The sequence below is a fragment of the Streptomyces sp. NBC_00390 genome, assembly GCF_036057275.1.
Taxonomy (GTDB): Bacteria; Actinomycetota; Actinomycetes; order Streptomycetales; family Streptomycetaceae; genus Streptomyces.
In genome coordinates this window covers 5,931,844-5,955,675 of sequence record NZ_CP107945.1, presented here as the reverse complement: position 1 = coordinate 5,955,675, position 23,832 = coordinate 5,931,844, and the positions used below count along the sequence as shown (strand labels likewise).

Below are 23,832 nucleotides of genomic sequence, written 5' to 3'. Positions count from 1 at the left end.
GGACGGCGTAAACCGGGCGGGAACCGCCAGGTCAGCGGTGCCGTCCGAGAAGGCATGCGGGGGAACATACAAGAACAGGCGGCCGCCGATCCCTACGACCGGCCGCACGGCCGGCCACGACAGCGGGTGCTGCTGGTGGTGCTGGCGCTGCTCGCGCTGCAGATCGGGTCGCTGATCAGCCCGGCGTACGCGTGCGGCTGCGGGGCGATGGTGCCGGGAGCGCAGTCCAGGATGACCGTCGATCACGAGACGGCGGTGGTCGACTGGGACGGCCGCAGGGAACAGATCGTCATGCGCTTCACGGTCGACTCGGACGCGCCCGAGGCCGCCTGGATCATGCCGGTGCCCGGGCGGGCCGAGGTGGAGCTCGCGGAGAACGCGCTCTTCGACGAACTGGCGGAGATCACCGCTCCGGTGCACCGCGAGAGGTCCTACTTCTGGCCGCGCGACGGTGACTGGCCGCTCGGCTCGGTCTATGCGGACGGCGCGGCCGCCGCCCCGCTGCCCGGGAAGGCTGCGGGGGTCGGGGTGGTTGGCCGCGAGCAGCTGGGTGACTTCGATGTCGCACGGCTGACGGCGACCGACCCGGACGCCCTGCGGGGGTGGCTCACCGAGAACGGCTTCCGGCTGCCCGACGGTCTGACGGCGGACCTGGAGCCGTATGTGCGCCAGGGCTGGGAGTACGTGGCGGTGCGGCTGGCGCCCCGCGAGAAGGGCGCGGTTCTGCGGGGCACGCTCGATCCTCTGCGGCTGGCGTTCGCGAGCGACCGCCCGGTCTATCCGATGCGGTTGTCGCGGCGGGCCGAGAACTCCCAGGCGCTGTCGCTGTTCGTGCTGGCCGGGCACCGGATGGAGCCGCGCAGCGCGATCGGCGGGGACGAGCCGGAGGTGACGTACGCAGGGGAGGTCGGGCCGTACGGGGCGGTCGGCGAGCTCACCGGCGGGAAGGAGCGCTTTCTGACCGCCTTCGAGCAGGACTTTCCCCGGCCGGAGCGGATCAACGGCGACCACGAACTGCGGGCGGCGGACTCGGACGCGTCGTTCAGGCGGGTGGTGTACGACGACGAGCTGCTGACGGTCGCGGGCATGCCGGTGTGGCTGATGACGATCGGCGCCGCGGTGGCGGCGGCCGCGACGGCCGTGGTGCTGCGGGTACGGTCGCGTCGGCGCAATGCCGTGCCGCTGTCGGCGGCCTGAACTAGGTTGGGCCGTATGACTCTTCCGTCCTCTCTGGACCAGTGGAACGCGGTGGCCGGCTACATCACCGAGCGGCTCGTGCCCGCGGACGACGTGCTGACGGCGGCGCTGGAGGCGAGCGAGGCCGCAGGGCTGCCGTCCATCGCGGTCTCACCGAACGAGGGCAGGCTGCTGCATCTGCTGGCGAAGGTGCAGGGCGCGCGCACGGTGCTGGAGATCGGCACGCTGGGCGGCTACAGCACGATCTGGCTGGCGCGTGCGCTGCCCGAGGGCGGCAGGCTGATCTCGCTCGAGTACGACCCGGCCCACGCCGACGTGGCCCGCGCCAACATCGCACGGGCGGGTCTCGACAAGATCGCCGAGGTCAGGACGGGTGCGGCGCTGGACACGCTGCCGCGGATGGCCGCGGAGCCGGGGGCGGGCCCGTTCGACATGTTCTTCATCGACGCGGACAAGCAGAACAACGCGCGCTATGTGGAGTGGGCGCTGCGCCTGTCGCGCCCCGGCAGCCTGGTCATCGTCGACAACGTGGTGCGTGACGGCAAGGTGGCGGACGCGGTGTCGAAGGATCCGGCGATCATGGGCACCCGGGAGATGTTCGACCTGATCGCCGCCGAGCCCCGGCTGGAGGCGACGGCCGTCCAGACGGTGGGTCCGAAGGGCTACGACGGCTTCCTGCTGGCGCGCGTGGTGTCCTGACACGGGTTCACCCCGGGCGCGGGACCGGGCATGCGGTGCGAGGAGTACGACCTGTCGGCCGACGCGGACGTCACCCGGCTCCGCGACGAGGTGGGTGGCGGGGCGGTACGAGGACCATGGACGGCGTGAACTGCCCCCATAGACTCGGCCCATGACGACCGTTGCTGTGGTGGGTGCCGGAGCGGTGGGCGGCGTGGTGGCTGCCCGACTGGCCGCGGCGGGACATGTCCGCGTGACAGCTTGCGTGCGCTCACCACTCGGCGGTATCCGTGTCGACCGGCCCGACGGCACCGCGGAGAGCCTGCCGGTCGACGAGGCATCGGACCCCGGGCAGGCGTCGACGGCCGACTGGGTGGTGCTGGCGACCAAGGCCCACCAGACGGCCGGTGCCGCGCGGTGGCTCGAGCGCCTCTGCGGTCCCGGCACACGGGTCGCGGTCCTGCAGAACGGCGTCGAGCACGTGGAGCGGGTGTCGCCGCTGGTGGGTGAGGCCCGAATCCTGCCGGCCGTCGTGGAGATCTCGGCCGAGCCGCTCGGACGCGGGCACATACGGCTGTTCGGTCCCCCGCGGATCGTGGTGCCCGAGAGCGAGGACGGCAATGCCTTCGCGGCTCTGTGCAAGGACACCGGCATCATCGTCGAGCAGACGGACGACTTCCTGACCGCGGCCTGGACCAAGCTGTGCCTCAACGTCGCCAACGGCGCCATCACCGCGGTGACCACGCGCCGGATGCCCGTCTTCACGAATCCGCGTGTCGCCCGGCTGGGCCGCGCGCTGGTCGAGGAGGCGCGTCTGGTCGGCAGTTCGCTGGGCGCGCGACTGCCTGACGACCTCGCCGACCAGGTCATCGAGCGGCTTCTCGCCATGCCGGCCGAGTCGGGCAGCAGCATGCTCTGGGACCGCCTCGCAGGCCGGCCGCTCGAATTCGACGCCCGTAACGGCGCCGTCGTGCGCGCGGGGGCACGGGTCGGCGTTCCCACCCCGCACAACGACACCGTCACCGCGCTGCTGGAAGCGATCAGCGAGGTGGGCGAGCGAGCCTCGTAGCCGCCCGGCGCCGACCGTCCCTGAGGGCGGCGGCCTTCCGGGCGTGGCCCGCGCCGGTATCGCCGTGCGGCTCGCGATGGGGATTCAGGGCAGCCTCAGCGTGATGAAGGGGATGGTGTCACCCGGAAGCACGTACCTCTCGACCTCCTCGAATCCCTGCGCCTGCGCGAACCGCAGCCCGTCGGGGTTGGATGCCAGGACGATCGTTTCGATCACCTTCGCGCCGAGCGTTCGCGCGTGGGCCAGCCCTCGTGCGTAGAGCTCCTTGCCGAAGCCCTGGCCGCGGTGGCCGGGGAGCACCCGGGCGATCACGGTGGCGGTGGACGTGTCGCCCGTGGGCGGACGCACCGTCGTGCAGCCCACGGGAACGTCGCCGAGATACGCGACCTCCAGGTGGTTGCGCCCGACACGCTCACGCACGTCGTCGAGGGACAGGGGATCGGTGGGGATGATCACGTTGTGGACGTGCTGCCAGTCCTTGAGCATCGCGTCGCCGGCGGCCTGTTCGATACGGAGGTCGGTCATCGCAGCAGGAAACCGCGCACACCATGGGGCGTCAACTGGGAATCGTCCTGCGGCGTTTGATGCGAGGGATGTAGGAGACTGCAGGTAAGTCGTCGAAGGCCGGGCGCAGAGCCGGGCCCGATGTTTCCTGAGCTGATGTTCCCTGAGAGGTGTCACGTGCCCAGCGTGGTAAAGATCAACGTCCTGTCCGTGCCCGAGGAGCAGCGTGAGGTCCTCGAGAAGCGATTCGCCTCGCGTGCCGGGGCCGTGGAGAGTTCCGACGGCTTCGAGTGGTTCGAGCTGCTGCGGCCCGTCGAGGGCACCGACCAGTACCTCGTGTACACCCGGTGGCGCGACGAGGAGTCCTTCCAGGCCTGGATGGAGGGGCCGATGAAGGCCGCGCACCAGGGTGGCGGCGAGGGTGAGCGGCCCAAGCCCGCCGCGAGCGGGTCCACGCTCTGGTCGTTCGAGGTGGTGCAGCAGGCGGCCCCCAAGCAGGCCTGACGTTCCCGGTCATCACGCGCCTCCGGCCATCAGCGCCGGGGGCGCGCTGCTGTCCACCCGCGGGCGGGCGACGGCGGGGACCGCAGGGGGGACTCGACTCGTCCGTACGGCCTCATTCGCGGGAGTCGAGCAGACGCAAGCTGATCACGGCACTTAGCGTGCCCTGCGGCGATCATCAGCGCCGCGGCGATTCCCGGCCCTGAGAGGGCATCGATCGCCGCCTTCATCCGGAGCACGGGAAGCACTTCGGTGCCGTGCACTGCAGGAGGTCTTGATGTCGGGTATCGCAGTTCGGGGGGCGTCGCCGCAGGAAAGTACGGGGCGAAGTCGCGGGGGCGGGGGTACGTGGTGGGTCATGGTGCGGGCCTGGGTGGCGGGGTTGGCGGTCCTGGCCGGCCTGGCCGTCCCGATCGCCGTGGCCACGCCGGCCGCCGCGCAGACCGGCACCTTCGCCTACGTCGCCAACAACGTCGCGGACACCGTGTCAGTGATCGACACCGCCACCAACACCGTCGTCGGGGACCCCATCCCCGTCGGCGACGGCCCCTTTGGCGTGGCAGTCACCCCGGACGGCACCCGCGTCTACGTCACCAACAGCCAAGCAGACACCGTGTCAGTGATCGACACCGCCACCAACACCGTCATCGGGGACCCCATCCCCGTCGGCGACGGCCCCTTTGGCGTGGCAGTCACCCCGGACGGCACCCGCGTCTACGTCACCAACAGCCAAGCAGACACCGTGTCAGTGATCGACACCGCCACCAACACCGTCATCGGGGACCCCATCCCCGTCGGCAACAACCCGTTCGGCGTGGCGATCACCCCGGACGGCACCCGCGCCTACGTCATCAACCTCTTCTCGAACGACGTCTCGGTCATCGACACCGCCACCAACACCGTCACCACCACCATCCCCGTCGGCGACGCCCCCCAGGGCGTGGCGATCACCCCGGACGGCAACTTCGTCTACGTCAGCAACTCGGGCTTCCCCGGCACCGTGTCCGTGATCGACACCGCCACCAACACCGTCACCACCACCATCCCCATCGGCATCACCCCCAAGGGCGTGGCGATCACCCCGGACGGCAACTTCGTCTACGTCGCCAGGCTCAACAACCTGGTGTCGGTGATCGACACCGCCACCAACACCGTCACCACCACCATCCCCGTCGGCGACCTCTCCCAACAGGTGGCGATCACCCCGGACGGCACCCGCGCCTACGTCACCAACCTCGACTCGGACAACGTCTCGGTCATCGACACCGCCACCAACACCGTCACCACCACCGTCCCCGTCGGCGACGGCCCCATCGGCGTGGCCATCGGGACCGTCACCACGGAGCGCACCCCGACCAAACTGACACTGAAGCTGGAGAAGAAGAAAGGGAAGGACACCCTGGACGCCCTGGGAGGCAACCACGGTCTCACCCTCAAGGCCAAGCTGACCGCCGAGGGCCAGCCGCTGGAAGGCAAGGACATCACCTTCACCAACGCCGTCCTGCTGTGCACCGACACCACCGACGAACGCGGCAAGGCCACCTGCAAGGTCCCCGGCAAGCAGGCCAAGGACACCTGCTACACCGCCGCCTTCGCCGGTGACGGCACCTACGAGCCCTCCACCGCCACCGTCTGCAAGAAGGACGACCACGGCAAGCCCGGCCCCTGGTCGGCACAGCTCGACCCGAGCGACGTCCATGACCTGGTGCAGTCGGCCATGGCCTCGGCGGGCTTGCCGGACTGAGACGGCCGGTATTCGTCCGCCGAGAGCGCTTCGACGTCCGGGCGCCGCTTGACGTGAAGGAGCCCCTCCAGCACTTGTTGGAGGGGCTCCTCTGCTTCCTGCTGCCCGCCGCCGACGGGCGCGAGTACCTCGACCGGCCGATGGCCCTTGTCCGCCCCCGACCACCCGGCGGAACAAATCACTGGCCGAACCCGCTCGGCCTCGGCTAGAGAGAGTCCCCATGACCACCTGGACTCTTGCACCCGAGGCCTACGACTCCCCCGACGCGAGCACCCTGCGCCGCGCGTACTACGCCGATGTCGCGAGCAGCTACTGGAAGCGGCCCGCGACCGACGCGGAGGTCGACGAGGGACTGGCCGGCGACGGTGCCGAGCAGCTCACCCCGCCCACGGGCCGGTTCGTCGTCGGCCGGTACGGCGGCGAGGCGGCCGCCTGCGGCGGGTTCCTGATGCTGGATGCCGAGCGCGCCGAGCTCACCCGGGTGTTCGTACGGCCCGAGTTCCGCGGGCACAAGGGCGCCGGTCTGCTGATGGATCTGCTGGAGGAGGAGGCCAGGGCCTTCGGTGCGCGGCGCATGGTGCTGAACACGCGCCTGGACCTGCTCGCGGCCCGCGCGCTGTATGCGCGGCACGGCTACGCCGAGATACCGGCGTACTGCACGGGGCCGTACATGGACATCTGGTACGGCAAGGATCTGTCAACTTCTCGGCCGTAAACGACCGAGCTTGTTGGCTCAGTCGTCTATACCTTGTTGCGCTCCGGACTGCCCCCTACGACAGGGCGGTCACGGGTCGCATCTACCAGCCAGGGAGAGGTTAAACCCTTTGTGGTACGGGTCCGTTGACGAGAACCCACGCCGAGCGGGCGCGGTTGCGCACGTTGACCCCGGCGACGTGATCGGCGGGACCAGCGAGCCCGCACCGACGACAGGAGAAGGTGTCCCGGGTGGGACGGTTGTGCCTCACCGTGTGCCCGCAACGCGGGCACATCTGCGAGGTGTAGCGGGCGTCCACCGCGATCACCGGCACTCCGGCCCGCTGGGCCTTGTACCGGAGGTGTTGTTCGAGCTGGTGGAACGGCCAGGAGGAGAACGTGGCCCGCTGGTCGCGGGAAGGCCGTACCCGGTCACGGATGCCGCTCAGTTCTTCGAGGGCAATCCCGCGTCCGGTGCGTTGTGCGACGGCCACGATCTCCTTACTGATCTTGTGGTTGACGTGCGCTGCGTGCCGGGCCTCGCGCTTGCCCCGCCGCTTGGCGCGCCGGGCGGCGGAGCGGGTCTGCTTCGCCTGGAGTTCGGCGCGCTTACGGGCGTGCCACCGCCGGAAACGGCCAAGACGGCGGCCCTGGTAGTTGTCCCCATCGGAAGTAGTGGCGAGGTTTGCAATGCCCCGGTCCACGCCGATCCAGTCCACCGGGTTGGTGCTGAGCGGCGCTTCGGGGACCTCGCACGTGGCGATCAGGAACCACATACCGTCCCGGTGGACAAGATCCGACTCGCCTCGCCGGTACTTCGCCAGCATCGCCAACCGGCCGGAGTGCCCGGTGTACCTGATGCCCTTGATCCGCCCGGCCACGGCCCAGATGCTGACAGTCTGCGCGTCGTGCTGCCACGACAGGATCCGGTCGTCATACGGCTGGGCCGCATCCGGACGGAAGGCAATCGGTTTCGACTCCGCACGCCTGCGCCGCTTCGATCCCTCGGGGCCGAGGTTCCCGGCCCGGATGTTCGCACGCAACGTCGTGTAGGCGTCCACGACCTTCCTCACCGTGCGGACCGCCGGTTGGGCAGCGAGCCCGAACTCGGCCTTGAGACGGGCGTAGACCAGCTTCTGCAACTCATTGCGGGACGTGGTGCCCGTCTCGTACGCCACCACCGATGCGGCATCGGCCGCCCGGTTGCACGCGGGCAGGGGTCGCAGCCAAAACCGTCGCCGCCTCGAGCGACGGCAGCAGCTTCACCTGCACCACGATCTTCACCCCTCCAACCTAGCCCCGACCACTGACAACACCCGAAAGCACAGGTCACGGCAGATATGCAGAGAACTCAACCGCTTCGCGGCTCCGTTCCAAGGAGCCATTCCTCCCCGGCCTGAAGGCCAGGGCATCCTGGGAGAAATCAGGTGAACCGGCGCTGAGCCGTCAGTCGCGGTGCTCGTGGCGGTGGTGGTGAGGAGCGGCGTGATCCCGCTCGGGCGGCGGACCGTGGGGCCGTTCGCCGTCCGAGCCGCACAGCTCTCTGTTGAGTTCGTGCACCAGCTGAACCAGGTCGGTCGGGCGCTCCGGGCCCCACCAGTCGCCCAGCAGTTGTGCCAGCGACTCCTCGCGGGCCTGCGACAGCCGCGTGGCCGCCTCGTCGCCGCGGTCGGTGAGGAGCAGGTCGAGGCCCACGCGGCGGGCGTATCCCCTGCCCTCGACCTGGCGGGCAGCCTCCATGATGGCGCGCAGCGGTACGGGCGTGGCCTCGGCGAGGCGGGACGGTTCCACCATGCCGTGGCGCTTGATGCGCAGCAGCAGCCAGCTGGACGCGGGCAGCAGGTCGTAGCCCGCCTTCTCGGTGATCTTCTCGTAGATGTGCTGCCGTCCCTCGCGCGAGCCGAGCACCGACAGGGCCCGGGCGACCTCGTCGTGCGAGGAGCGTTCGACGGGGTTGGAGGCCAGGGTCTGGGTGGTGTCGGGTGCGGTGACCGAGCCGCGGAGCTTGTCCTCCTTGAGGAACCAGGTGAAGACGAAGGCGATCAGGACGACAGGGACGGCGTAGAGGAAGACGTCCGTGATGGATGTCGAGTAGGCGTGCAGTACCGACGACCGCAGCGACGGCGGCAGTTCGGCGATGGCACGCGGGTCGGCGGCCAGCTCCGCGGCGTCGGCGCCGGGCGGCACCCGCTGTCCGGCGAGCGCGTCGGTGAGCCTGTTCTCGAGGCTGCTGGTGAAGACGGTGCCGAAAACAGCGACGCCGAACGAGGCGCCGATGGAGCGGAAGAACGTCGCGCCCGAGGTGGCGACGCCCAGGTCCTCGTAGCTGACGGCGTTCTGCACGACGAGCACCAGCACCTGCATGACGAGTCCGAGTCCCGCGCCGAAGACGAAGAAGTAGATGCTCATCTCCCAGGTGGTGCTGGTCTCCTCGAGCTGGTGCAGCAGGAACAGGCCGAGCGCGGTGACGGCGGTCCCCGCGATGGGGAAGACCTTCCAGCGGCCGGTGCGGCTGACGATCTGGCCGGAGGCGGTGGAGGTGACCAGCAGGCCGAGCACCATCGGCAGCAGGTGCACACCCGACAGGGTCGGCGAGACCCCTTGGACGACCTGCAGGAACGTCGGCAGGAAGGTCATCGCGCCGAACATCGCGAAGCCGACGATGAAGCTGATGACGGCGACGAGGCTGAAGGTCCGGACACGGAACAGCTTCAGCGGCAGCACCGGTTCGGCGGCCCGCCGTTCGACGGCCACGAAGGCGACGAGCAGGACGACCCCGAGCACGGCGAGCACGATGATCTGCGCCGAGCCCCAGGCCCAGGTGGTTCCGCCGAGCGAGGCGACGAGGACCAGGCAGGTGGCGACCGACGCGAGGAGGAAGGTGCCGAGGTAGTCGATGGTGTGCCGGGTCCGCCGTTTCGGGATGTGCAGGACGGCGGCGACGACGAGCAGCGCGACGACGCCGATGGGCAGGTTGATGTAGAAGACCCAGCGCCAGCTGAGGTGTTCGGTGAACAGGCCGCCGAGCAGCGGGCCGAGGACGCTGGTCGCACCGAACACCGCACCGAACAGGCCCTGGTACCTGCCGCGTTCGCGCGGTGGCACGATGTCGCCGACGATCGCCATGGACAGCACCATGAGCCCGCCGCCGCCGAGGCCCTGGAGGGCGCGGTAGCCGATGAGTTGCGGCATGTTCTGGGCCATGCCGCACAGGGCGGAGCCGATGAGGAAGATGACGATGGCGGCCTGGAAGAGCTTCTTGCGGCCGTACTGGTCGCCGAGCTTGCCCCACAGCGGGGTGGCGGCCGTCGCGGCCAGCATGTACGCGGTGACCACCCAGGACAGGTGGTTCAGACCGCCGAGTTCGCTGACGATGGTCGGCAGCGCGGTGGCGACGATGGTCTGGTCGAGCGCGGCGAGCAGCATGCCGAGCAGCAGGGCCCCGATGGCGACGAGGACGGTGCGCCGGTCCTGGCCCTCGCCGGGGGCCGGACTCACCTCCGGAGTGCGCGCTTCCTGAGCCATGCAGGCCTCCTCGGGCTGCTCGCGCGGTTGTTACCCGTTCTCCCATCGTGGTCGTTCTGCTCTGTTATGGCCTGCCGAGTGGGGGGTGGGGCCGCAGGGCCCGGACGGGGCGCTGCATAATCGCTGGCATTCCAAGGGGAGGGGACCGGCGATGACCGGACAGGCATGCCCGCGGTGCGGCACGCCCGGGAGAGCGGACGGCCCGGCGGCGTCCGGCTGCGGCTGCGGCGGGCGCATGGGGGATGCGCTCGGGGCGGAGTGGCAGGAGCAGGCCGGAGCGACGGAAGGCTTCGATCCGCTACGGATCCGGCCGTATGTGACCTGGGAGGTCACGGGCACGGGCGGCAGCGGTTCGGCCGGACCGCCGCCCGCGCCGATGGCGCCGCACCCCGCCCCGGTGCAGGTGCCGCCCTATGCGGCCCCTCCCGGGCCGCTGCCCGACCTCGCGGGCGTGGACGACACGGACACGCAGGAACTGGAGCTGGTCACCGTCGGGGGTGCGGGGCACCGGGCCGAGCCCGCGCGCAGCCGGGCACTCACCGGGCTGATGGCAGGCGCGGCGGCGGTGGCGGTGGCCGGGACCGTGGCGTTCGCCGCCGGGCTGTTCTCAGGTGACGGGGAAGGCGAGCGCGCGTTGCCGGACTCCACCAGGAACGCGACGAGCGTCAGCATCGGGCCGGACGCGCCGTCGGCGTCGGCGTCCCCCACCGGGTCCGCCTCACCATCCGCCTCGGTTTCCACGTCCGCTTCCCCCTCGGCATCGACATCGGCCTCGGCCTCGGCGTCCGGCAAGCCGTCGCCGACCGGTCCGTCGGTGGGTACGGCTCCGGGCGGCTCGACCCCGGGCCGCCCCTCGGTCTCCCCGTCTCCCTCGACCGTGCAGGCCACCGACTCCGAGGACGGGAGGTCGGGGCGGCGCACGCTGCGGCCGGGGGACAGCGGGCCCTCCGTCGAGGAGCTGCAGCGGCGGCTGGACCAGCTGCGGCTGTACGAAGGCCCGTTCGACGGGGAGTACGACGCGGACGTCGAGGAGGCGGTACGGCGCTACCAGTGGGCCCGCGGCATCGACCGCGACCCTGAGGGCGTGTACGGGAGGGACACGCGCCGGGCGCTGGAGTCGGAGACGTACGAGCCCTGACGCACGGCCCGGCAGGGGCGGCGCTGGGGCGGGTCCGTGGGGGCGGGGTGGCCCTTCCGCTCTGGTTTTTGTATCGTGGAGGAACAAAGTGGTTCCGCCCGTGTTCCCTGACCGGCGGGCGGAGCCGCTCTTGTTCGCCATTCCCGCGCCCTGGAGCAGCCGATGTCGGCCACCACCCCGCTCGTACTGACCGCCCGCGCCCTCCTGCTGGACATGGACGGCACCATCGTCAACTCGGACGCCGTGGTGGAGCGCTGCTGGCGCGCCTGGGCGGTGGAGCACGGGCTGGACCCGGACGAGGCCCTCAAGGTCGTCCACGGCCGGCAGGGACACGCCACCATGGCGGCACTCCTGCCGGACCGCCCCATGGAGCAGAACCTGGCCGAGAACCGGACGCTGCTCGCCCAGGAGACCGCCGACACCGACGGTGTGGTCCCGGTCGCCGGCGCCGCTGCCTTCATGGCCTCCGTCGCCGCCCTGCCGCACGCCCTGGTGACCTCGGCCGACGAGGCGCTGGCCCAGGTCCGGATGACCGCCGCCGGACTGCCGATGCCGCGGGTGCGGGTGACCGCGGAGCGCGTCGGGGCGAGCAAACCGGACCCGGAGGGCTTCCTGAAGGGTGCGGCCGAGCTGGGCTTCGCCCCGGGCGACTGCGTGGCCTTCGAGGACTCCGAGGCGGGCATCACCGCGGCCCATGCGGCTGGGATGCCTGTGGTCGGCGTGGGCCCGCGGGCCGCGGCCTTCGCGCCGGACGTGCACGTACCGGACCTGACCCGCCTCGCAGTGACCGCACACGCGGACGGCACGATCGAACTGCGCGTCGCCGACCCGGCCGCCTGAGCCGGTGCCCGGAGGGGGCGTGCGACCACGCCCCCTCCGGCCAGCGCCGTCCGTCAGGCCCGCCCCCGGCTCGGGCCGAGCGGCAGCAGGTGCCGTCGCACCGTCGGCCTCCGCAGTCAGGTTCACGCGTGCAGATGCGGGCCAGGGCCGCGAGGCTCAGCCGGCGAGCGCCTCGTAGAGGCTGAATCCGGCCAGCGCCAGCATCAGGCAGGCCGCGACCCTGGTGATCAGCCGCAGCGGGACGTACTGCATCAGCGTCCGGCCACCGAGGATGCCCATGCCGGCGACCGCCCACAGGGCCAGCACCGCGCCGAGCCCGACGGAGACGGGGCTGTCGTAGCGGGCCGCCAGATTGGCCGTCATGATCTGGGTCAGATCGCCGAACTCGGCGACCAGGATGAGCATGAAGCCCGCCCCGGAGACCTTCCAGAAGGACTGGTCCGCCGGGGCCTTGATGTGCTCCTCCTCGCCGTCGCTCTTCTTCAGCAACAGCATCAGCGCGCCCGCGAGGAAGAGCAGGCCGACCACCGCCTGGACGAGCCGGTGCGGCAGCAGGGTCAGCACACTGCCCGCCGCGATGGCCAGGGCGACATGGACGGCGAAGGCGGCGGCGACTCCGGCGAAGACGTAGGAGGCGCGGTAGCGGGTGCCCAGCATCAGACCGGCGAGCGCGGTCTTGTCGGGCAGTTCGGCGAGGAAGACGACGCCGAACGTGATCGCCATGACGGTGAAGCTGATCATGGATGGGGGTCCTCAATCGGTCGGGCACCGCCCTGCCGAGAGTCCTGAGCGTTTCAGGGGTCGCTTCGGCACGGCAGCGCCATGAATACATGCATGGACACTGCGGCCGAAGGTCTCGCCGGCAGCCTCACAAGGCCGCCTCCGGGCGCCGGCCGGGCGCGAGGCCCAGCAGTATGTCGACGGTCCGGCGAAGAGCTACTCCCCTTCTGACTCCGTACAGCGTACGTGAGCATCCCGCCGGGGGTGGCACGGGTGTGGGCGAGCACACCTCCCGGACGGCCTGGGCGGCGTCCACCCGGCCAGGGTCCGGGCAGCCCTGCCCGCGCGGGCGCCCGGACGTCAGGACGTCAGGCCCTTCTCCTCGCCGCCGTCCCGGTGCAGCCGTCCCCGGGTCACCAGCTCCAGCACCAGTGCGACCGCCACGGCCTGCACCGCCATCAGCGCGACGAGCACGAACAGCTGCACCGCGCCCGCCTCCAGCGGTGACGCCCCGCCCAGCAGCATCCCGACGAACGCGCCGGGGAGGGTGACCAGGCCCACCGTCCGGGTCTGGTCGAGACCCGGCAGAAGTGCGTCGGACGCGGGCTCGCGCGCCACCTCCATCCGCGCGTCACGGTCGGCGAGGCCGAGCGCCATGCCCGCCTCCACCTCGCCCCGGCGCAACTCCAGCTCGTCCAGGGCACGGCGCCCGCTCAGCACGGTCGCGGTGAGCGCGCCGCCGATGAGGATCCCCGTGACCGGGATCAGCGCGATGCCCTTCACCGGGACCAGACCGGTGAGCAGCAGGGTGGCGACGACCGGCAGCACACCCACGGCGATCGGCACACCGGCCCACCACCAGGTGCCGTTACGGGTGATGCGCCGGCCGGCAGTGCGCACGGCGACCGCGTACATCAGCAGCAGGAAGGCGAGCAGCAGCGGCACCGCCTTGACCACCCACCCGATAGCCAGGGAGACGGCGGCGAGTTGCACGGCGGCCCGCACACCGGCGACAGCGATCTCGCGGGAGCGGCCCAGGCGGGCGAGCGCGGCGACGGTCGCCGCAAGGGTCAGGAGGGCGGCCAGGACCGCCCCGAGGGTGAGGTTCACCGGCAGCAGCACCCGGCAACCCTACGACGGTGAAACATTCGTGCCGGTGTGTCAGAACGTGCGGGGAACACACGCGCACGTCTTGATGTGACGTGCCCATGTCGCCACCCTGTTACCTGGCGCCCATCCCCGAGAAACCTGGCGCCGCCAGCATGGCCACGCCCATCGGGGCACCTCCCACGCCACAAGGGCGAGGGGGAGGCCAAGCACCCCCACCGCAGAGGAGTTCACATGTCCCGCGTCTACGCGCGTCGAATCCGCCGAATAGCCGTGCTCGCCGCTGCATCCGCCCTGGCCACCACCGGTCTGCTCGCCACCGCTCCCGCCGCCCAGGCCGCGCCGCCCACCCCCGTCAGCGCCGCCACCGCCCGTACGTACCTCAGCCAGCTGACCGTGGCTGCCGAGGGCTCCACCACCGGCTACAGCCGGGACCTCTTCCCGCACTGGATCACCCAGTCGGGCGCCTGCAACACGCGCGAGGTCGTCCTCAAGCGCGACGGCTCGGGCGTCGTCCAGGACTCCAGCTGTGCCGCGACCAGCGGCAGTTGGTACTCGCCGTACGACGGCGCCACCTGGTACGCCGCCTCCGACGTCGACATCGACCACATCGTCCCGCTGGCCGAGGCCTGGCGCTCGGGCGCCAACAGCTGGACCACCTCGAAGCGGCAGCAGTTCGCCAACGACCTCACCCGGCCGCAGCTGATCGCCGTCACCGACAACGTCAACCAGGCCAAGGGCGACAAGGACCCGTCCGAGTGGCTGCCGTCGGTCACCTCGTACCGCTGCACCTACGCCCGGATGTGGGTGCACACGAAGTACTACTGGGGCCTGAAGGTCGACTCCGCCGAGAAGAGCACGCTCCAGTCGATCCTGAACGGCTGCTGACTCCCCCGATCCGGTCCTGACCAGCTGCGGACACGCAGAATTCGCGTGGAACCGGCCCGCCTCTCTCCGTCGTTCCGTACCGTACGGAGCGACGGAGAGGGGCACACATGACCGGGCTTCGCCTGGGACCGCTGCTGCGGTACGTGGACTGGGAGTCCGGCGACCACGCGACCGTCTGGATCGAGGCGGACCGGCCGTGCACGGCCGAGGTCCGCTGCGCGTCCGGAGCGCATGGCTCGGCGCACACGTTCCAGGTCGCCGGGCATCACTACGCGCTGATCCCCGTGCGGGGGCTGACCCCCGGCTCGACGACCGAGTACGAGGTGCTGCTCGACAGCCGCCGGGTCTGGCCGCAGGCCGACTCCCCGTTCCCGGCGAGCACGATCCGTACCCCCGCGCCGGCCGCCGACGCCGCACAGATCACGTTCGGGTCCTGCCGCTGGGCGACGTCGCCCGCCGACGAGCGCGACCCGATCGGCCCCGACGCGCTGGACACCCTCGCCACGCGGCTGGCCGCCGACCCCGGGGCCGAACGGCCGGACGTCCTGCTGCTGCTCGGCGACCAGGTGTACGCGGACGAGACGTCGAAGGCGACCCGACGCAGGATCGACGCACGCCGCAATCCGCAGGAAGCCCCCGGCTTCGAGGTCGCGGACTACGAGGAGTACACCTGGCTGTACGACGAGTCCTGGCAGGACCCCGAGGTCCGCTGGCTGCTCTCCACCGTCCCCAGCTGCATGATCTTCGACGACCACGACGTGATCGACGACTGGAACACCAGCGCCGCGTGGCTGGCGGACATGCGGGCGACTCCCTGGTGGCGGGAACGGATTCTCAGCGGGCTGATGTCCTACTGGGTCTACCAGCATCTGGGCAACCTCTCCCCGGCCGAGCTGGCCGAGGACCCGCTGTACGCCGCGGTGCGCGCCACACCCGACGGGACCGACGCGCTGCGGCACTTCGCGGCCCAGGCCGCCGCCGAACCGGCCGCCGCCCGCTGGAGCTACCGCCGCGACTTCGGCCGGACCCGGCTGCTGATGGTCGACAACCGCGCCGCCCGGGTCCTCGACGAGCAGAACCGCGCGATGCTCGACGAGGAGGAGGCCCGGTGGCTGCGCGACCAGGCGTTCCAGGCGCCGGGCTCGTACGACCACCTCCTCGTCGGCTCCTCGCTGCCGTGGCTGCTTCCCCAGCTGATCCATTCCGCGGAGGGGTGGGTCGCGGCGCTGTGCCGCGGAGAGCGCGGGGCGCGCTGGGCGGGATTCGGCGAGGATCTGCGCCGCCGCTCCGACCTGGAGCACTGGGCGGCCTTTCCGTCCTCGTTCCAGAAACTGACGCGGCTGATCGCGGAGGTGGGCAGCGGGCCGGACGCGCCCGCGACGGTGTGCGTGCTGTCGGGCGATGTGCATCACGCGTACATCGCGGAGCCGAGGTGGCGGGCGAAGTGGCGGCACCCGGACGCGGAGGCGGACGGGCAGTCCGGTGTCGCGCCGCCGCATGCCCGGGTGTTGCAACTGACCTGCTCGCCCGTGCACAACTCGATCCCGCTCGTGATACGGCTCGGTTTCCGGTTCGGCTGGAGCCGGGCCGGACGGTGGGTGGGGCGTGCGCTGAGACGGCACGGCCGCGTGACCAGGCCCCTTGTCAGCTGGCGCAGAACGGGCGGGCCGTGGTTCGGGAATCAGCTCATGACGCTGACCCTGCGCGGACGTTCGGCGTCACTGCGTCTTGACCAGGCACAGAAGCAGGCGAATCGGGACGTACGCGGCGCGGGTGCGCGACTGGTGACCGTGGACGAACGGGATCTGACGCCGAACCAGGGGCGGGGGCCGGCGGCAGCGGACCGCGACGGCGCCCGCAGCGGCGGCTGAATTCCGGCCAGACCCTTCGACTCCCGGGGCGACGGGGGCATGATGAGGCGGACGATCCGCTTCCTCATGCGCCCCACGCCATGTGCTCCACGCTCCACACGCACCCCACATGCCCCGGGAGTCAGTGTTTTGTCCGCAGTTTCCCCCGCAGCTCCTCCCATATCTCCCCGCGCGCATTCCTCCGCAGCCATCGCTCTGGTCGGTGCGGGTCCCCGCGGCACTTCGGTGCTCGAACGCCTCTGCGCCTCGATTCCCGAACTGGCCCCCGACACTGTGCTGACGGTGCATGTCGTCGACCCCGCACCCGCCGGTCCCGGCCGGGTGTGGCGCACCGACCAGTCCACCGAACTGCTGATGAACACGGTCGCCTCACAGGTCACCGTGTTCACCGACGACAGCGTCGGCTGCGAGGGACCGATACGCCCGGGGCCGAGCCTGTACGAGTGGGCCGCGGCCCACGCCGACGAGCGGCTCGGGCCCGACGACTATCCGACGCGTGCCTGCTACGGGCGCTATCTGCGGTGGGCGTTCCGCACGGCCGTGGACAACGCCCCCGCCACCGTGGCGGTCCTGGTCCACCGGGCCCGCGCCGTACGCCTGGAGGACGACCGGGACGCACCGCACGGTGAGCCCGCACCGCGCCAGACCCTCGTCCTGGACGACGGGGCGGTGCTCGGCGGACTGGCCGCGGTGGTCCTCGCCCAGGGGCATCTCCCGGTGGTATGCGGTCAGTCCACCGCCCATCTGGCCGACTACGCCGCCCGCCGTCCGCGCCTGCGCCACTTCCCGCCCGCCAACCCCGCGGACCTCGACCTCTCGGCCGTCGCGCCCGGTGAAGCGGTGCTGCTGTGCGGCCTCGGGCTCAACTTCTTCGATCACATGGCCCTGTTGACGACCGGCCGGGGCGGCTCCTTCACCCGGCCGCCCGGCGGTGGCACGCTGGTCTACCGGCCGTCGGGGCGCGAGCCGCGGCTGTACGCGGGGTCCCGGCGCGGTGTTCCCTACCAGGCGCGCGGCGACAACGCCAAGGGCGCGTCCGGACGTCATGAACCGCTGCTGCTGACCCCCGAGGCGATCTCGGCCTTCCGCAGGCGGACCGAGGCGGGCGATCCGCCGGACTTCCTGGCGGAGATCTGGCCCCTGGTCGCCAAGGAGGTGGAGACGGTCCACTACGAGGCCCTGCTCGCCGCAGGCAGGGGCGGCGCGGCGCGCGGCTTCCGGTCCCGGTTCCTCGGCGCGCGGCACGGCAGCGCGGAGGAGGCCGCCGTACTGGACGCGTACGGGATCCCCGGTACCGACCGGTGGTCGTGGGAGGCGATCTCGCGCCCGGCCGCGCACAAGGTCTTCGCCTCCCGCGCCGACCACCGGGCCTGGCTGGTCGGCAGGCTACGCCGGGACGTGGCGCAGGCCGCGCTGGGCAATGTCGCCGGACCGCTCAAGGCCGCGCTGGACGTGCTGCGCGATCTGCGCAACGAGCTGCGGCAGATCGTGGACCACGGCGGGCTCTCCGGCATCTCGCGCCGTGACCATCTGGACCGCTGGTACACGCCGTTGAACGCCTTTCTCTCCATCGGCCCACCGCGCCGCCGCATCGAGGAGATGACGGCGCTGATCGAGGCCGGGGTGCTGGAAGTGGTCGGGCCGCGTACGCAGATCGGGACGGCGGACGGCGTGTTCACCGCCGAGTCGCCCGATGTGCCGGGCTCGGCGGTGAGGGCGACCACCCTCATCGAGGCCCGGCTGCCGGAGCCCCGCCTGCGCAGGACCACCGACGAACTGCTCGGGCGGCTGCTGAAGACCGGCCAGTGCCGGCCGCACACCATCGACGGCTACGAGACGGGAGGGCTGGATGTCACCCCCCGTCCGTACCGCCTGATCAACCGGCAGGGGCGGGCGCACGCACGGCGGTTCGCGTTCGGGGTGCCGACCGAGGGGGTGCACTGGGTCACCGCGGCCGGCGCCCGGCCGGGTGTCGACTCGGTGACTCTGTCGGACGCCGACGCGGTGGCGCGGGCCGTGCTCGGCACGGTCACGAACGGTGAAGACCGGACGGCAATCCGCGAAAACCCGAATGTTGAACTTGCAAGTATCTATTAGGGCTGCCTAACCTGGCGCCCTCGGTGCACGTCCCCAACCGAAGGAGTCCCCATGGCCGCGCCCTCGCTGCCCTCCCGTCTCAACCAGGCCCAGCCTTATGTGCTCGGCCTGTTCCGGATCGTCGTCGGGCTGCTCTTCGCCTGCCAGGGCGCCGCCTCGCTCTTCGGCGTCCTCGGCCGCGACTCCGTGCCGTCCGGCACCTGGCCCTTCTGGTACGCCGCGGTGATCGAGCTCGTCGCCGGCGTGCTGATACTGGCCGGAATCGGCACCCGCAGCGCCGCGTTCCTCGCCTCGGGCGCCATGGCGTACGCGTACTTCACGGAGCACCAGTCGAAGGCGCTGTTCCCGCTGCAGAACGACGGCGAACTGCCCGTCATGTTCTGCTGGGCGTTCCTGCTGCTGGTGTTCACCGGTCCGGGCGCCCTCGCACTGGACAAGCTGTTCGCCTCGCGCGGCGAGGGCTCGGCGCGGCAGGACGGCAGGGACCAGGCGCCCGCGGCCACTGCCTGATCCGCGTCCGCATGCAGTACGCCCGGCCCCCTGTCCAGGAGGGGCCGGGCGTGTCGTCCGTCCGTTCGAACATGGCCGATACGTGCGACGTCGTCCGCCCCTGCCGATCTCACCGTGTCCCCCCGGCGTACGCTGTGCAACTGTCGCTGAAACGGGGAGTCAAGGTGTTCGAGAGTGTGGGGTCGCTGCTCGGCAGTCCATGGATCTATGCCGTGATCGGGCTGTCCGTCCTTCTCGACGTCTTCGTTCCCGTGCTGCCCAGCGGAGTTCTGGTGATCACTGCCGCCACCGCGGCAGCCGCCGGGTCGACGGCCGGCACCGCGGCCGCCGCCGCGGCCGTGGCGGGAACGGCCAAGCAGGTACCGCAAGAGGTCCCCTCGCTGCTCGCCCTCGTCCTGTGCGCGGCGACCGCGTCCGTACTCGGCGATCTCGTCGCCTACCGGCTCGCCTGGCGGGGCGGTGACCGCCTGGACCGGGCCATCGCACGCTCACGACGGCTGACCCGGGCGCAGGAACGAATCGGCGTGGCACTGAGCCGCGGCGGCGGCGCGCTGGTGGTGATCGCGCGCTTCGCACCGGCGGGCCGCTCGGTCGTCTCGCTCGGCGCGGGCGCCTCGCACCGCAAGGTGAAGGAGTTCCTGCCGTGGTCGGCCCTGGCCGGGGTGGCCTGGGCGGGCTACAGCGTGGGGCTCGGCTACTTCGGCGGCCAGTGGCTGGGCGCGACGTGGATCGGCGTGGCCGTCTCGGTCCTGGCGCTGTTCGGGGCGGGCTCGGTGGCGGCGTATGTCATGCGGCGTCCGGCTCAGGCTGCCGATCCGGCCGCTTAGCGGGCCCGGACCCGCGCACTTCCAGGCCTTCGAGCAGCTTGCGGGTCGCCTCGGCGATCTCGTCGACGGCCTCGTCGAACACCTCGCGGTTGTGCGCCGCGGGGGCACGGAATCCGGACACCTTGCGGACGAACTGCAGGGCTGCGGCTCTGATGTCCTGCTCGGTGGCCTCTTCGGGGAGCACGGGCGGACGGAGGGTCTTGATGCTGCGGCACATGACTTCAGTGTGCCCTGCCCTCGGGCGGGCGGCGGGCCGGTCCGCGTCCTCGGGCTGAGCCCGGTCCCCCGGGTCCGACGCCTTCGGGGCACGCCCGGGTTCCCGGTCCGCGCCCGGTCCGCGTGCCCTCAGGCGGGGCCGGCCTCCACGGCCCGGGTGGTCCGGCCGTGCACGATCAGCATGGTCGCCACCGCTGCGCCCAGGAGCACCAGGGCGACCAGCGCGGGCATCAGGACCACGACCGCGCCCGCGGCCAGGCAGACCAGCCCGCCGGCGATCAGGACAGTGGGGACTCGCCCGGTGGTGCGCAAGATGATGGCTGCGGAGCCGAGGAGGAAGATGCCCACCCCTCCGGTGAGCGCCCAGGCCACGACTCCGTGGAGCGGCTCGGACAGGCTGTAGTGCCCGGAGTCGGCGACCTGGGTCAGGACCTTTTTCATGCCCAGTGCGCAGAGCACGACGCCGGCGACGAGCGGCAGGTGCAGGAACGTGTACACGTCGCGAGCCAGCCGGGTGCGGTCGTCGCCGGTGAGAGCGGACAGCCGGTGCTCGGCCGCTTCGCCGACCTGACGGAAGTACAGCCGCCACAGTCCGGCGACGACCAGCAGGCCGGCGGCGGCAGCGACGATCACGGGTACGTCGACGGGCAGGCCCGAGACGCCCACCCCGATGGCGACGATCGACTCACCCAGCGCAATGATCACGATGAGTCCGTGCCGCTCGGCGAAGTGCCCCGGCGAGACGACCCGCCAGCCCGAGGAACCGGTGATGTAGATCCCGCCGTAGTCGATGGCGACCGCGCCGAGCCAGATGAGCACCTGGGTGAGGCCCGTGAAGGCGCTGCCGACCAGCAACAGCACGAACGGCGGGGCCACGGACAGCAGCGCGGTGCGCCGCAGCGTCGCGTGCAGCGCCCGGTCGCCCGGGCTCGCCAGCCAGTAGGTGACCAGGTGCAGCATCCGGACCGCGCCGTAACAGAGGACGAACAGCAAAGGTGCGGGAAGGCCGCCTTCGGCATCCGCGAACACCCCCGGCACCGTCAGCGAGACGATCAGCACCACGGCCATCACGGCGACCAGGACACCGAACAGTGAGCCCGTGTCGGCCCTGACCACATTGCCCAGCCAGGCGAAGCAGCACCAGCACCACCACAGCAGGGCCAGCACCACCATTCCGCCGACCAGCCTCAGGATCGACGGGCCGGCCGCCATCAGCGCGGTGACCTGGGTGATCGCGTACACGAAGACCAGGTCGAAGAACAGCTCGGCCGGAGTCACCCGATGACTGTCGTCGGTGGCGATCATCCGGGACCGGTCCCTGCCCGTCGTCACAACTCTCCCCCTTCACACCCCTGTTGGTGATGCTCCCCCGGTCGAAGATCTCATGTCGTGCCCTTCCGGTGTGCGAGGTCGGCGAGAGTCGTGGACGGCCGTGCCCGAGCGGCGGCGACGCACGGACCCGCGTACGGGCCACGGCCCGCGGGAGCGGTGTGAGCGTCCCCACCCCGGCCGCGGGCTCCGCCGGGCCATGGGGCCAGTAGAGTGCGGCTCGATCTTCTCCCGATGCCCGAGGTACTTCGTCAGTGATCCCCGCACCGCCCTCACCAGCCGTCATCGTCGTCGGGATCGGCGCCGACGGCTGGCCCGGTCTCCCGGGGAGCGCGCGTGAGGCACTGCTCGACGCCGAGGTGATCGTGGGCGGCACACGGCAGTTGGAGCTGCTGCCCGCCGACTGCGCGGGTGAGCGGGTGGCCTGGCCCAGCCCGCTGCGGCCCGCCGTAGCCGGTCTGCTCGCCGCCCGTGCGGGGCGGCGGATCGCCGTACTGGCCAGCGGGGACCCGATGTTCTACGGCATCGGCCGCACGCTCACCGAGGAGCTGGGCCGGGACGCGCTGCGGGTGCTGCCGCACCCGTCCTCCGTCTCGTACGCCTGCGCCCGCCTCGGCTGGCCCGTCGAGGACACCGAGGTCGTCACACTCGTCGGGCGCCCCACCGCACAGCTCACGGCCGCGCTGCACCACCGCCGCCGGGTCCTGGTGCTGAGCGCCGGGGCGGCCACCCCCGCAGAGGTCGCGGCGCTGCTGCGCGACCGCGGGTTCGGGCCCAGCCGTATGCGGGTGCTCGAACAGCTCGGCGCGGAAGGTGAGCGCCATGTCGAGGGCGTCGCCGGGACATGGGACGAGCCGGCGGGCGACGCCCTGAACGTCATCGCCGTGGACTGCCGCCTGGCCGAGGGCGCGCTGCGGCTCTCCGCCGCTCCTGGACTTCCCGACGAGGCGTACGAGCACGACGGCCAGCTCACCAAGCGCCATGTCCGCGCCGCGACCCTCGCCGCGCTCGCCCCCGCCCCCGGCGAACTGCTGTGGGACATCGGCGGCGGCTCCGGCTCCATCGCCATCGAATGGATGCGCACGCACCGCTCCTGCCGCGCGATCACGGTCGAACGCGACGCCGTGCGCGCCGGGCGCATCGCCCGCAACGCCGAAGCGCTCGGCGTCCCCGCCCTGCGCGTCGTCGGCGGCGCCGCACCCGCGGCGCTGGCCGGACTGCCCGTGCCCGACGCGGTGTTCATCGGCGGTGGGCTGACCGTGCCCGGCCTGCTGGACGCCTGCTGGGACGCGCTGCCCGAGGGCGGGCGTCTGGTCGCCAACACGGTGACGCTGGAGTCCGAGGCGCTGCTGGCCGAACGCCGCCGGTCCTCGGGCGGCGAGCTGGTGCGGCTCTCCGTCGCGCACGCCGTACCCGTGGGCGGGTTCACCGGCTGGCGCCAGGCCATGCCCGTCACCCAATGGTCCGTCACCAAGACTGGAGAGATGCCATGACCGTGTACTTCATCGGGGCGGGCCCCGGCGCCGCCGACCTGATCACCGTGCGCGGGGCGCGGACGCTGGCATCGTGCGGGGTGTGCCTGTACGCGGGGTCACTGGTGCCGACCGAGCTGCTGGCCGAATGCCCGCCGGACGCACGCCTCGTGGACACCGCGCAGCTCGATCTCGACGCGATCACCGCGGAGTTGGTCCGCGCGCACGAGGAGGGCCACGACGTGGCCCGGCTGCACTCGGGCGACCCGTCGGTCTTCAGCGCGGTCGCCGAGCAGATGCGGCGGCTGGACGCGGCCGGGGTTCCGTACGAAGTCGTCCCCGGCGTACCGGCGTTCGCCGCCGCGGCGGCGGCGCTGAAGCGGGAGCTCACGGTCCCGACCGTGGGCCAGACCGTCATCCTGACCCGCATCGCCCAGCAGGCGACCCCCATGCCGGAGGGCGAGGACCTGGCGACGCTGGGCCGCAGCGGGGCACTGCTGGTACTGCACCTGGCGGCACGGTACGTGGACCGGGTGGTCGACGAGCTGCTCCCGCACTACGGGGCCGACTGCCCGGCCGCGGTCGTGGCGATGGCCAGCCGCCCCGACGAGCTGATCCTGCGGGGCACACTGGAGGACATCGCGTCCCAGGTAAAGTCGGCGGGAGTGGTCCGCACGGCGGTGATCCTGGTGGGCCGCACCCTGTCGGCGTCCCAGTTCAGGGACAGCCACCTGTACTCGGCGGAGCGCGACCGCCACGTGTGCTGAAAGCTCGGGGCGGGGTGCGCTCCTGAGCGTGGCCCGGCCAGGGCCGGCGATGCCCCGGGGCGGACCGGCGTTTCCCGGGCGCGGCCCGGACCGTGCCGGCAACGCCCCGGGGCAGGCGGGCGCCTCTCAGGCGTGGCGA

23 protein-coding genes are annotated in these 23,832 nt (G+C 71.7%); 16 read left to right on the top strand and 7 right to left on the bottom strand.

Annotated elements, in window-relative coordinates; all coding sequences use genetic code 11:
• The first annotated feature begins 54 nt into the window (after nt 1–54).
• The 3 genes from OHS70_RS26230 to OHS70_RS26220 all read left to right on the top strand — a co-directional run bounded on the left by OHS70_RS26230 (nt 55) and on the right by OHS70_RS26220 (nt 2,944).
• Nucleotides 55–1,197 carry a DUF2330 domain-containing protein gene (locus tag OHS70_RS26230; protein ID WP_328401149.1) on the top strand — a complete coding sequence of 381 codons (1,143 nt, stop codon included), beginning with the start codon at nt 55–57 and terminating at the stop codon, nt 1,195–1,197.
• Nucleotides 1,198–1,212: 15 nt separating this feature from the next.
• Entirely contained in the window at nt 1,213–1,896 is a 684-nt protein-coding gene (locus OHS70_RS26225; protein ID WP_328401147.1) for an O-methyltransferase, read from the top strand.
• 151 nt (nt 1,897–2,047) lie between these two features.
• A complete protein-coding gene (locus OHS70_RS26220; protein ID WP_328401145.1) occupies nt 2,048–2,944 on the top strand; it encodes a 2-dehydropantoate 2-reductase in 897 nt (298 codons plus the stop codon).
• Nucleotides 2,945–3,028: 84 nt separating this feature from the next.
• Here the strand turns inward: OHS70_RS26220 and OHS70_RS26215 are convergent, their stop codons facing one another.
• On the bottom strand, nt 3,029–3,469 hold the full coding sequence (locus OHS70_RS26215; protein WP_328401143.1) for a GNAT family N-acetyltransferase: 441 nt from the start codon (nt 3,467–3,469) through the stop codon (nt 3,029–3,031).
• A gap of 156 nt (nt 3,470–3,625) precedes the next feature.
• Between OHS70_RS26215 and OHS70_RS26210 the strand changes: the two genes are divergently transcribed.
• The 4 genes from OHS70_RS26210 (at nt 3,626) to OHS70_RS26195 (ending at nt 6,408) form a co-directional block, all read left to right on the top strand.
• A complete protein-coding gene (locus OHS70_RS26210; RefSeq protein ID WP_328401141.1) occupies nt 3,626–3,952 on the top strand; it encodes an antibiotic biosynthesis monooxygenase family protein in 327 nt (108 codons plus the stop codon).
• Between the two features lie 355 nt (nt 3,953–4,307).
• Nucleotides 4,308–5,693, top strand: coding sequence for a beta-propeller fold lactonase family protein (locus OHS70_RS26205; protein ID WP_328401139.1), 1,386 nt, complete (start codon nt 4,308–4,310; stop codon nt 5,691–5,693).
• 74 nt (nt 5,694–5,767) lie between these two features.
• The gene (locus OHS70_RS26200) at nt 5,768–5,902 is read left to right on the top strand and encodes a hypothetical protein (RefSeq protein ID WP_328401137.1); all 135 of its coding nucleotides are present in this window, start codon (nt 5,768–5,770) and stop codon (nt 5,900–5,902) included.
• Nucleotides 5,903–5,913: 11 nt separating this feature from the next.
• Nucleotides 5,914–6,408 (top strand): GNAT family N-acetyltransferase, encoded by a 495-nt coding sequence (locus OHS70_RS26195; protein ID WP_328401135.1) that lies wholly within the window; start codon nt 5,914–5,916, stop codon nt 6,406–6,408.
• A 100-nt stretch (nt 6,409–6,508) separates the two neighbouring features.
• Here the strand turns inward: OHS70_RS26195 and OHS70_RS26190 are convergent, their stop codons facing one another.
• Together OHS70_RS26190 and OHS70_RS26185 are read right to left on the bottom strand one after the other, a co-directional pair.
• The gene (locus tag OHS70_RS26190; protein ID WP_328401133.1) at nt 6,509–7,567 is read right to left on the bottom strand and encodes an RNA-guided endonuclease InsQ/TnpB family protein; all 1,059 of its coding nucleotides are present in this window, start codon (nt 7,565–7,567) and stop codon (nt 6,509–6,511) included.
• Between the two features lie 265 nt (nt 7,568–7,832).
• Nucleotides 7,833–9,911, bottom strand: a complete 2,079-nt coding sequence (locus OHS70_RS26185; protein ID WP_328401131.1) for an MDR family MFS transporter — start codon at nt 9,909–9,911, stop codon at nt 7,833–7,835.
• A gap of 151 nt (nt 9,912–10,062) precedes the next feature.
• Between OHS70_RS26185 and OHS70_RS26180 the strand changes: the two genes are divergently transcribed.
• Nucleotides 10,063–11,049 (top strand): peptidoglycan-binding domain-containing protein, encoded by a 987-nt coding sequence (locus tag OHS70_RS26180; RefSeq protein ID WP_328401129.1) that lies wholly within the window; start codon nt 10,063–10,065, stop codon nt 11,047–11,049.
• Nucleotides 11,050–11,211: 162 nt separating this feature from the next.
• On the top strand, nt 11,212–11,889 hold the full coding sequence (locus tag OHS70_RS26175) for an HAD-IA family hydrolase (RefSeq protein WP_328401127.1): 678 nt from the start codon (nt 11,212–11,214) through the stop codon (nt 11,887–11,889).
• Nucleotides 11,890–12,045: 156 nt separating this feature from the next.
• Here OHS70_RS26175 and OHS70_RS26170 read toward each other — a convergent pair whose 3' ends face one another.
• Both OHS70_RS26170 and OHS70_RS26165 read right to left on the bottom strand, forming a co-directional pair.
• On the bottom strand, nt 12,046–12,630 hold the full coding sequence (locus OHS70_RS26170; protein ID WP_328401125.1) for a TMEM165/GDT1 family protein: 585 nt from the start codon (nt 12,628–12,630) through the stop codon (nt 12,046–12,048).
• Between the two features lie 339 nt (nt 12,631–12,969).
• Complete coding sequence (locus OHS70_RS26165; protein WP_328401123.1) at nt 12,970–13,731, bottom strand: ABC transporter permease; 762 nt, start codon at nt 13,729–13,731, stop codon at nt 12,970–12,972.
• Between the two features lie 219 nt (nt 13,732–13,950).
• Between OHS70_RS26165 and OHS70_RS26160 the strand changes: the two genes are divergently transcribed.
• The 5 genes from OHS70_RS26160 to OHS70_RS26140 all read left to right on the top strand — a co-directional run bounded on the left by OHS70_RS26160 (nt 13,951) and on the right by OHS70_RS26140 (nt 19,909).
• Nucleotides 13,951–14,604 (top strand): HNH endonuclease family protein, encoded by a 654-nt coding sequence (locus OHS70_RS26160; RefSeq protein WP_328401121.1) that lies wholly within the window; start codon nt 13,951–13,953, stop codon nt 14,602–14,604.
• Between the two features lie 107 nt (nt 14,605–14,711).
• Nucleotides 14,712–16,475: an alkaline phosphatase D family protein gene (locus OHS70_RS26155; RefSeq protein WP_328401119.1), complete on the top strand. Its 1,764-nt coding sequence runs from the start codon at nt 14,712–14,714 to the stop codon at nt 16,473–16,475.
• A 129-nt stretch (nt 16,476–16,604) separates the two neighbouring features.
• A complete protein-coding gene (locus OHS70_RS26150) occupies nt 16,605–18,572 on the top strand; it encodes an FAD/NAD(P)-binding protein (protein WP_328401117.1) in 1,968 nt (655 codons plus the stop codon).
• A 51-nt stretch (nt 18,573–18,623) separates the two neighbouring features.
• Nucleotides 18,624–19,082 (top strand): DoxX family protein, encoded by a 459-nt coding sequence (locus tag OHS70_RS26145; protein WP_328401115.1) that lies wholly within the window; start codon nt 18,624–18,626, stop codon nt 19,080–19,082.
• 164 nt (nt 19,083–19,246) lie between these two features.
• On the top strand, nt 19,247–19,909 hold the full coding sequence (locus tag OHS70_RS26140) for a DedA family protein (RefSeq protein ID WP_328401113.1): 663 nt from the start codon (nt 19,247–19,249) through the stop codon (nt 19,907–19,909).
• Here the strand turns inward: OHS70_RS26140 and OHS70_RS26135 are convergent.
• Nucleotides 19,869–20,126, bottom strand: a complete 258-nt coding sequence (locus tag OHS70_RS26135; RefSeq protein ID WP_328401111.1) for a DUF2277 domain-containing protein — start codon at nt 20,124–20,126, stop codon at nt 19,869–19,871. The genes OHS70_RS26140 and OHS70_RS26135 overlap by 41 nt on opposite strands.
• A gap of 128 nt (nt 20,127–20,254) precedes the next feature.
• The gene (locus OHS70_RS26130; protein WP_328401109.1) at nt 20,255–21,457 is read right to left on the bottom strand and encodes a low temperature requirement protein A; all 1,203 of its coding nucleotides are present in this window, start codon (nt 21,455–21,457) and stop codon (nt 20,255–20,257) included.
• A gap of 251 nt (nt 21,458–21,708) precedes the next feature.
• On the opposite strand from OHS70_RS26130, the gene cbiE reads away from it, so the two are divergent.
• Both cbiE and cobM read left to right on the top strand, forming a co-directional pair.
• Nucleotides 21,709–22,947, top strand: coding sequence for a precorrin-6y C5,15-methyltransferase (decarboxylating) subunit CbiE (cbiE, locus tag OHS70_RS26125; protein ID WP_443062660.1), 1,239 nt, complete (start codon nt 21,709–21,711; stop codon nt 22,945–22,947).
• The gene (cobM, locus tag OHS70_RS26120; RefSeq protein ID WP_328401107.1) at nt 22,944–23,693 is read left to right on the top strand and encodes a precorrin-4 C(11)-methyltransferase; all 750 of its coding nucleotides are present in this window, start codon (nt 22,944–22,946) and stop codon (nt 23,691–23,693) included. The genes cbiE and cobM overlap by 4 nt, the downstream gene beginning before the upstream one ends.
• Nucleotides 23,694–23,832 lie beyond the last annotated feature (139 nt).

Excerpts from the sequence above, each read along its gene's own strand:
- OHS70_RS26230 (WP_328401149.1), top strand. The coding sequence starts at position 55 with ATGCGGGGGAACATACAAGAACAGGCGGCCGCCGATCCCTACGACCGG.
- OHS70_RS26225 (WP_328401147.1), top strand. The coding sequence starts at position 1,213 with ATGACTCTTCCGTCCTCTCTGGACCAGTGGAACGCGGTGGCCGGCTAC.
- OHS70_RS26220 (WP_328401145.1), top strand. The coding sequence starts at position 2,048 with ATGACGACCGTTGCTGTGGTGGGTGCCGGAGCGGTGGGCGGCGTGGTG.
- OHS70_RS26215 (WP_328401143.1), bottom strand. The coding sequence starts at position 3,469 with ATGACCGACCTCCGTATCGAACAGGCCGCCGGCGACGCGATGCTCAAG.
- OHS70_RS26205 (WP_328401139.1), top strand. The coding sequence starts at position 4,308 with ATGGTGCGGGCCTGGGTGGCGGGGTTGGCGGTCCTGGCCGGCCTGGCC.
- OHS70_RS26195 (WP_328401135.1), top strand. The coding sequence starts at position 5,914 with ATGACCACCTGGACTCTTGCACCCGAGGCCTACGACTCCCCCGACGCG.
- OHS70_RS26185 (WP_328401131.1), bottom strand. The coding sequence starts at position 9,911 with ATGGCTCAGGAAGCGCGCACTCCGGAGGTGAGTCCGGCCCCCGGCGAG.
- OHS70_RS26180 (WP_328401129.1), top strand. The coding sequence starts at position 10,063 with ATGACCGGACAGGCATGCCCGCGGTGCGGCACGCCCGGGAGAGCGGAC.
- OHS70_RS26175 (WP_328401127.1), top strand. The coding sequence starts at position 11,212 with ATGTCGGCCACCACCCCGCTCGTACTGACCGCCCGCGCCCTCCTGCTG.
- OHS70_RS26170 (WP_328401125.1), bottom strand. The coding sequence starts at position 12,630 with ATGATCAGCTTCACCGTCATGGCGATCACGTTCGGCGTCGTCTTCCTC.
- OHS70_RS26160 (WP_328401121.1), top strand. The coding sequence starts at position 13,951 with ATGTCCCGCGTCTACGCGCGTCGAATCCGCCGAATAGCCGTGCTCGCC.
- OHS70_RS26155 (WP_328401119.1), top strand. The coding sequence starts at position 14,712 with ATGACCGGGCTTCGCCTGGGACCGCTGCTGCGGTACGTGGACTGGGAG.
- OHS70_RS26145 (WP_328401115.1), top strand. The coding sequence starts at position 18,624 with ATGGCCGCGCCCTCGCTGCCCTCCCGTCTCAACCAGGCCCAGCCTTAT.
- OHS70_RS26135 (WP_328401111.1), bottom strand. The coding sequence starts at position 20,126 with ATGTGCCGCAGCATCAAGACCCTCCGTCCGCCCGTGCTCCCCGAAGAG.
- cobM (WP_328401107.1), top strand. The coding sequence starts at position 22,944 with ATGACCGTGTACTTCATCGGGGCGGGCCCCGGCGCCGCCGACCTGATC.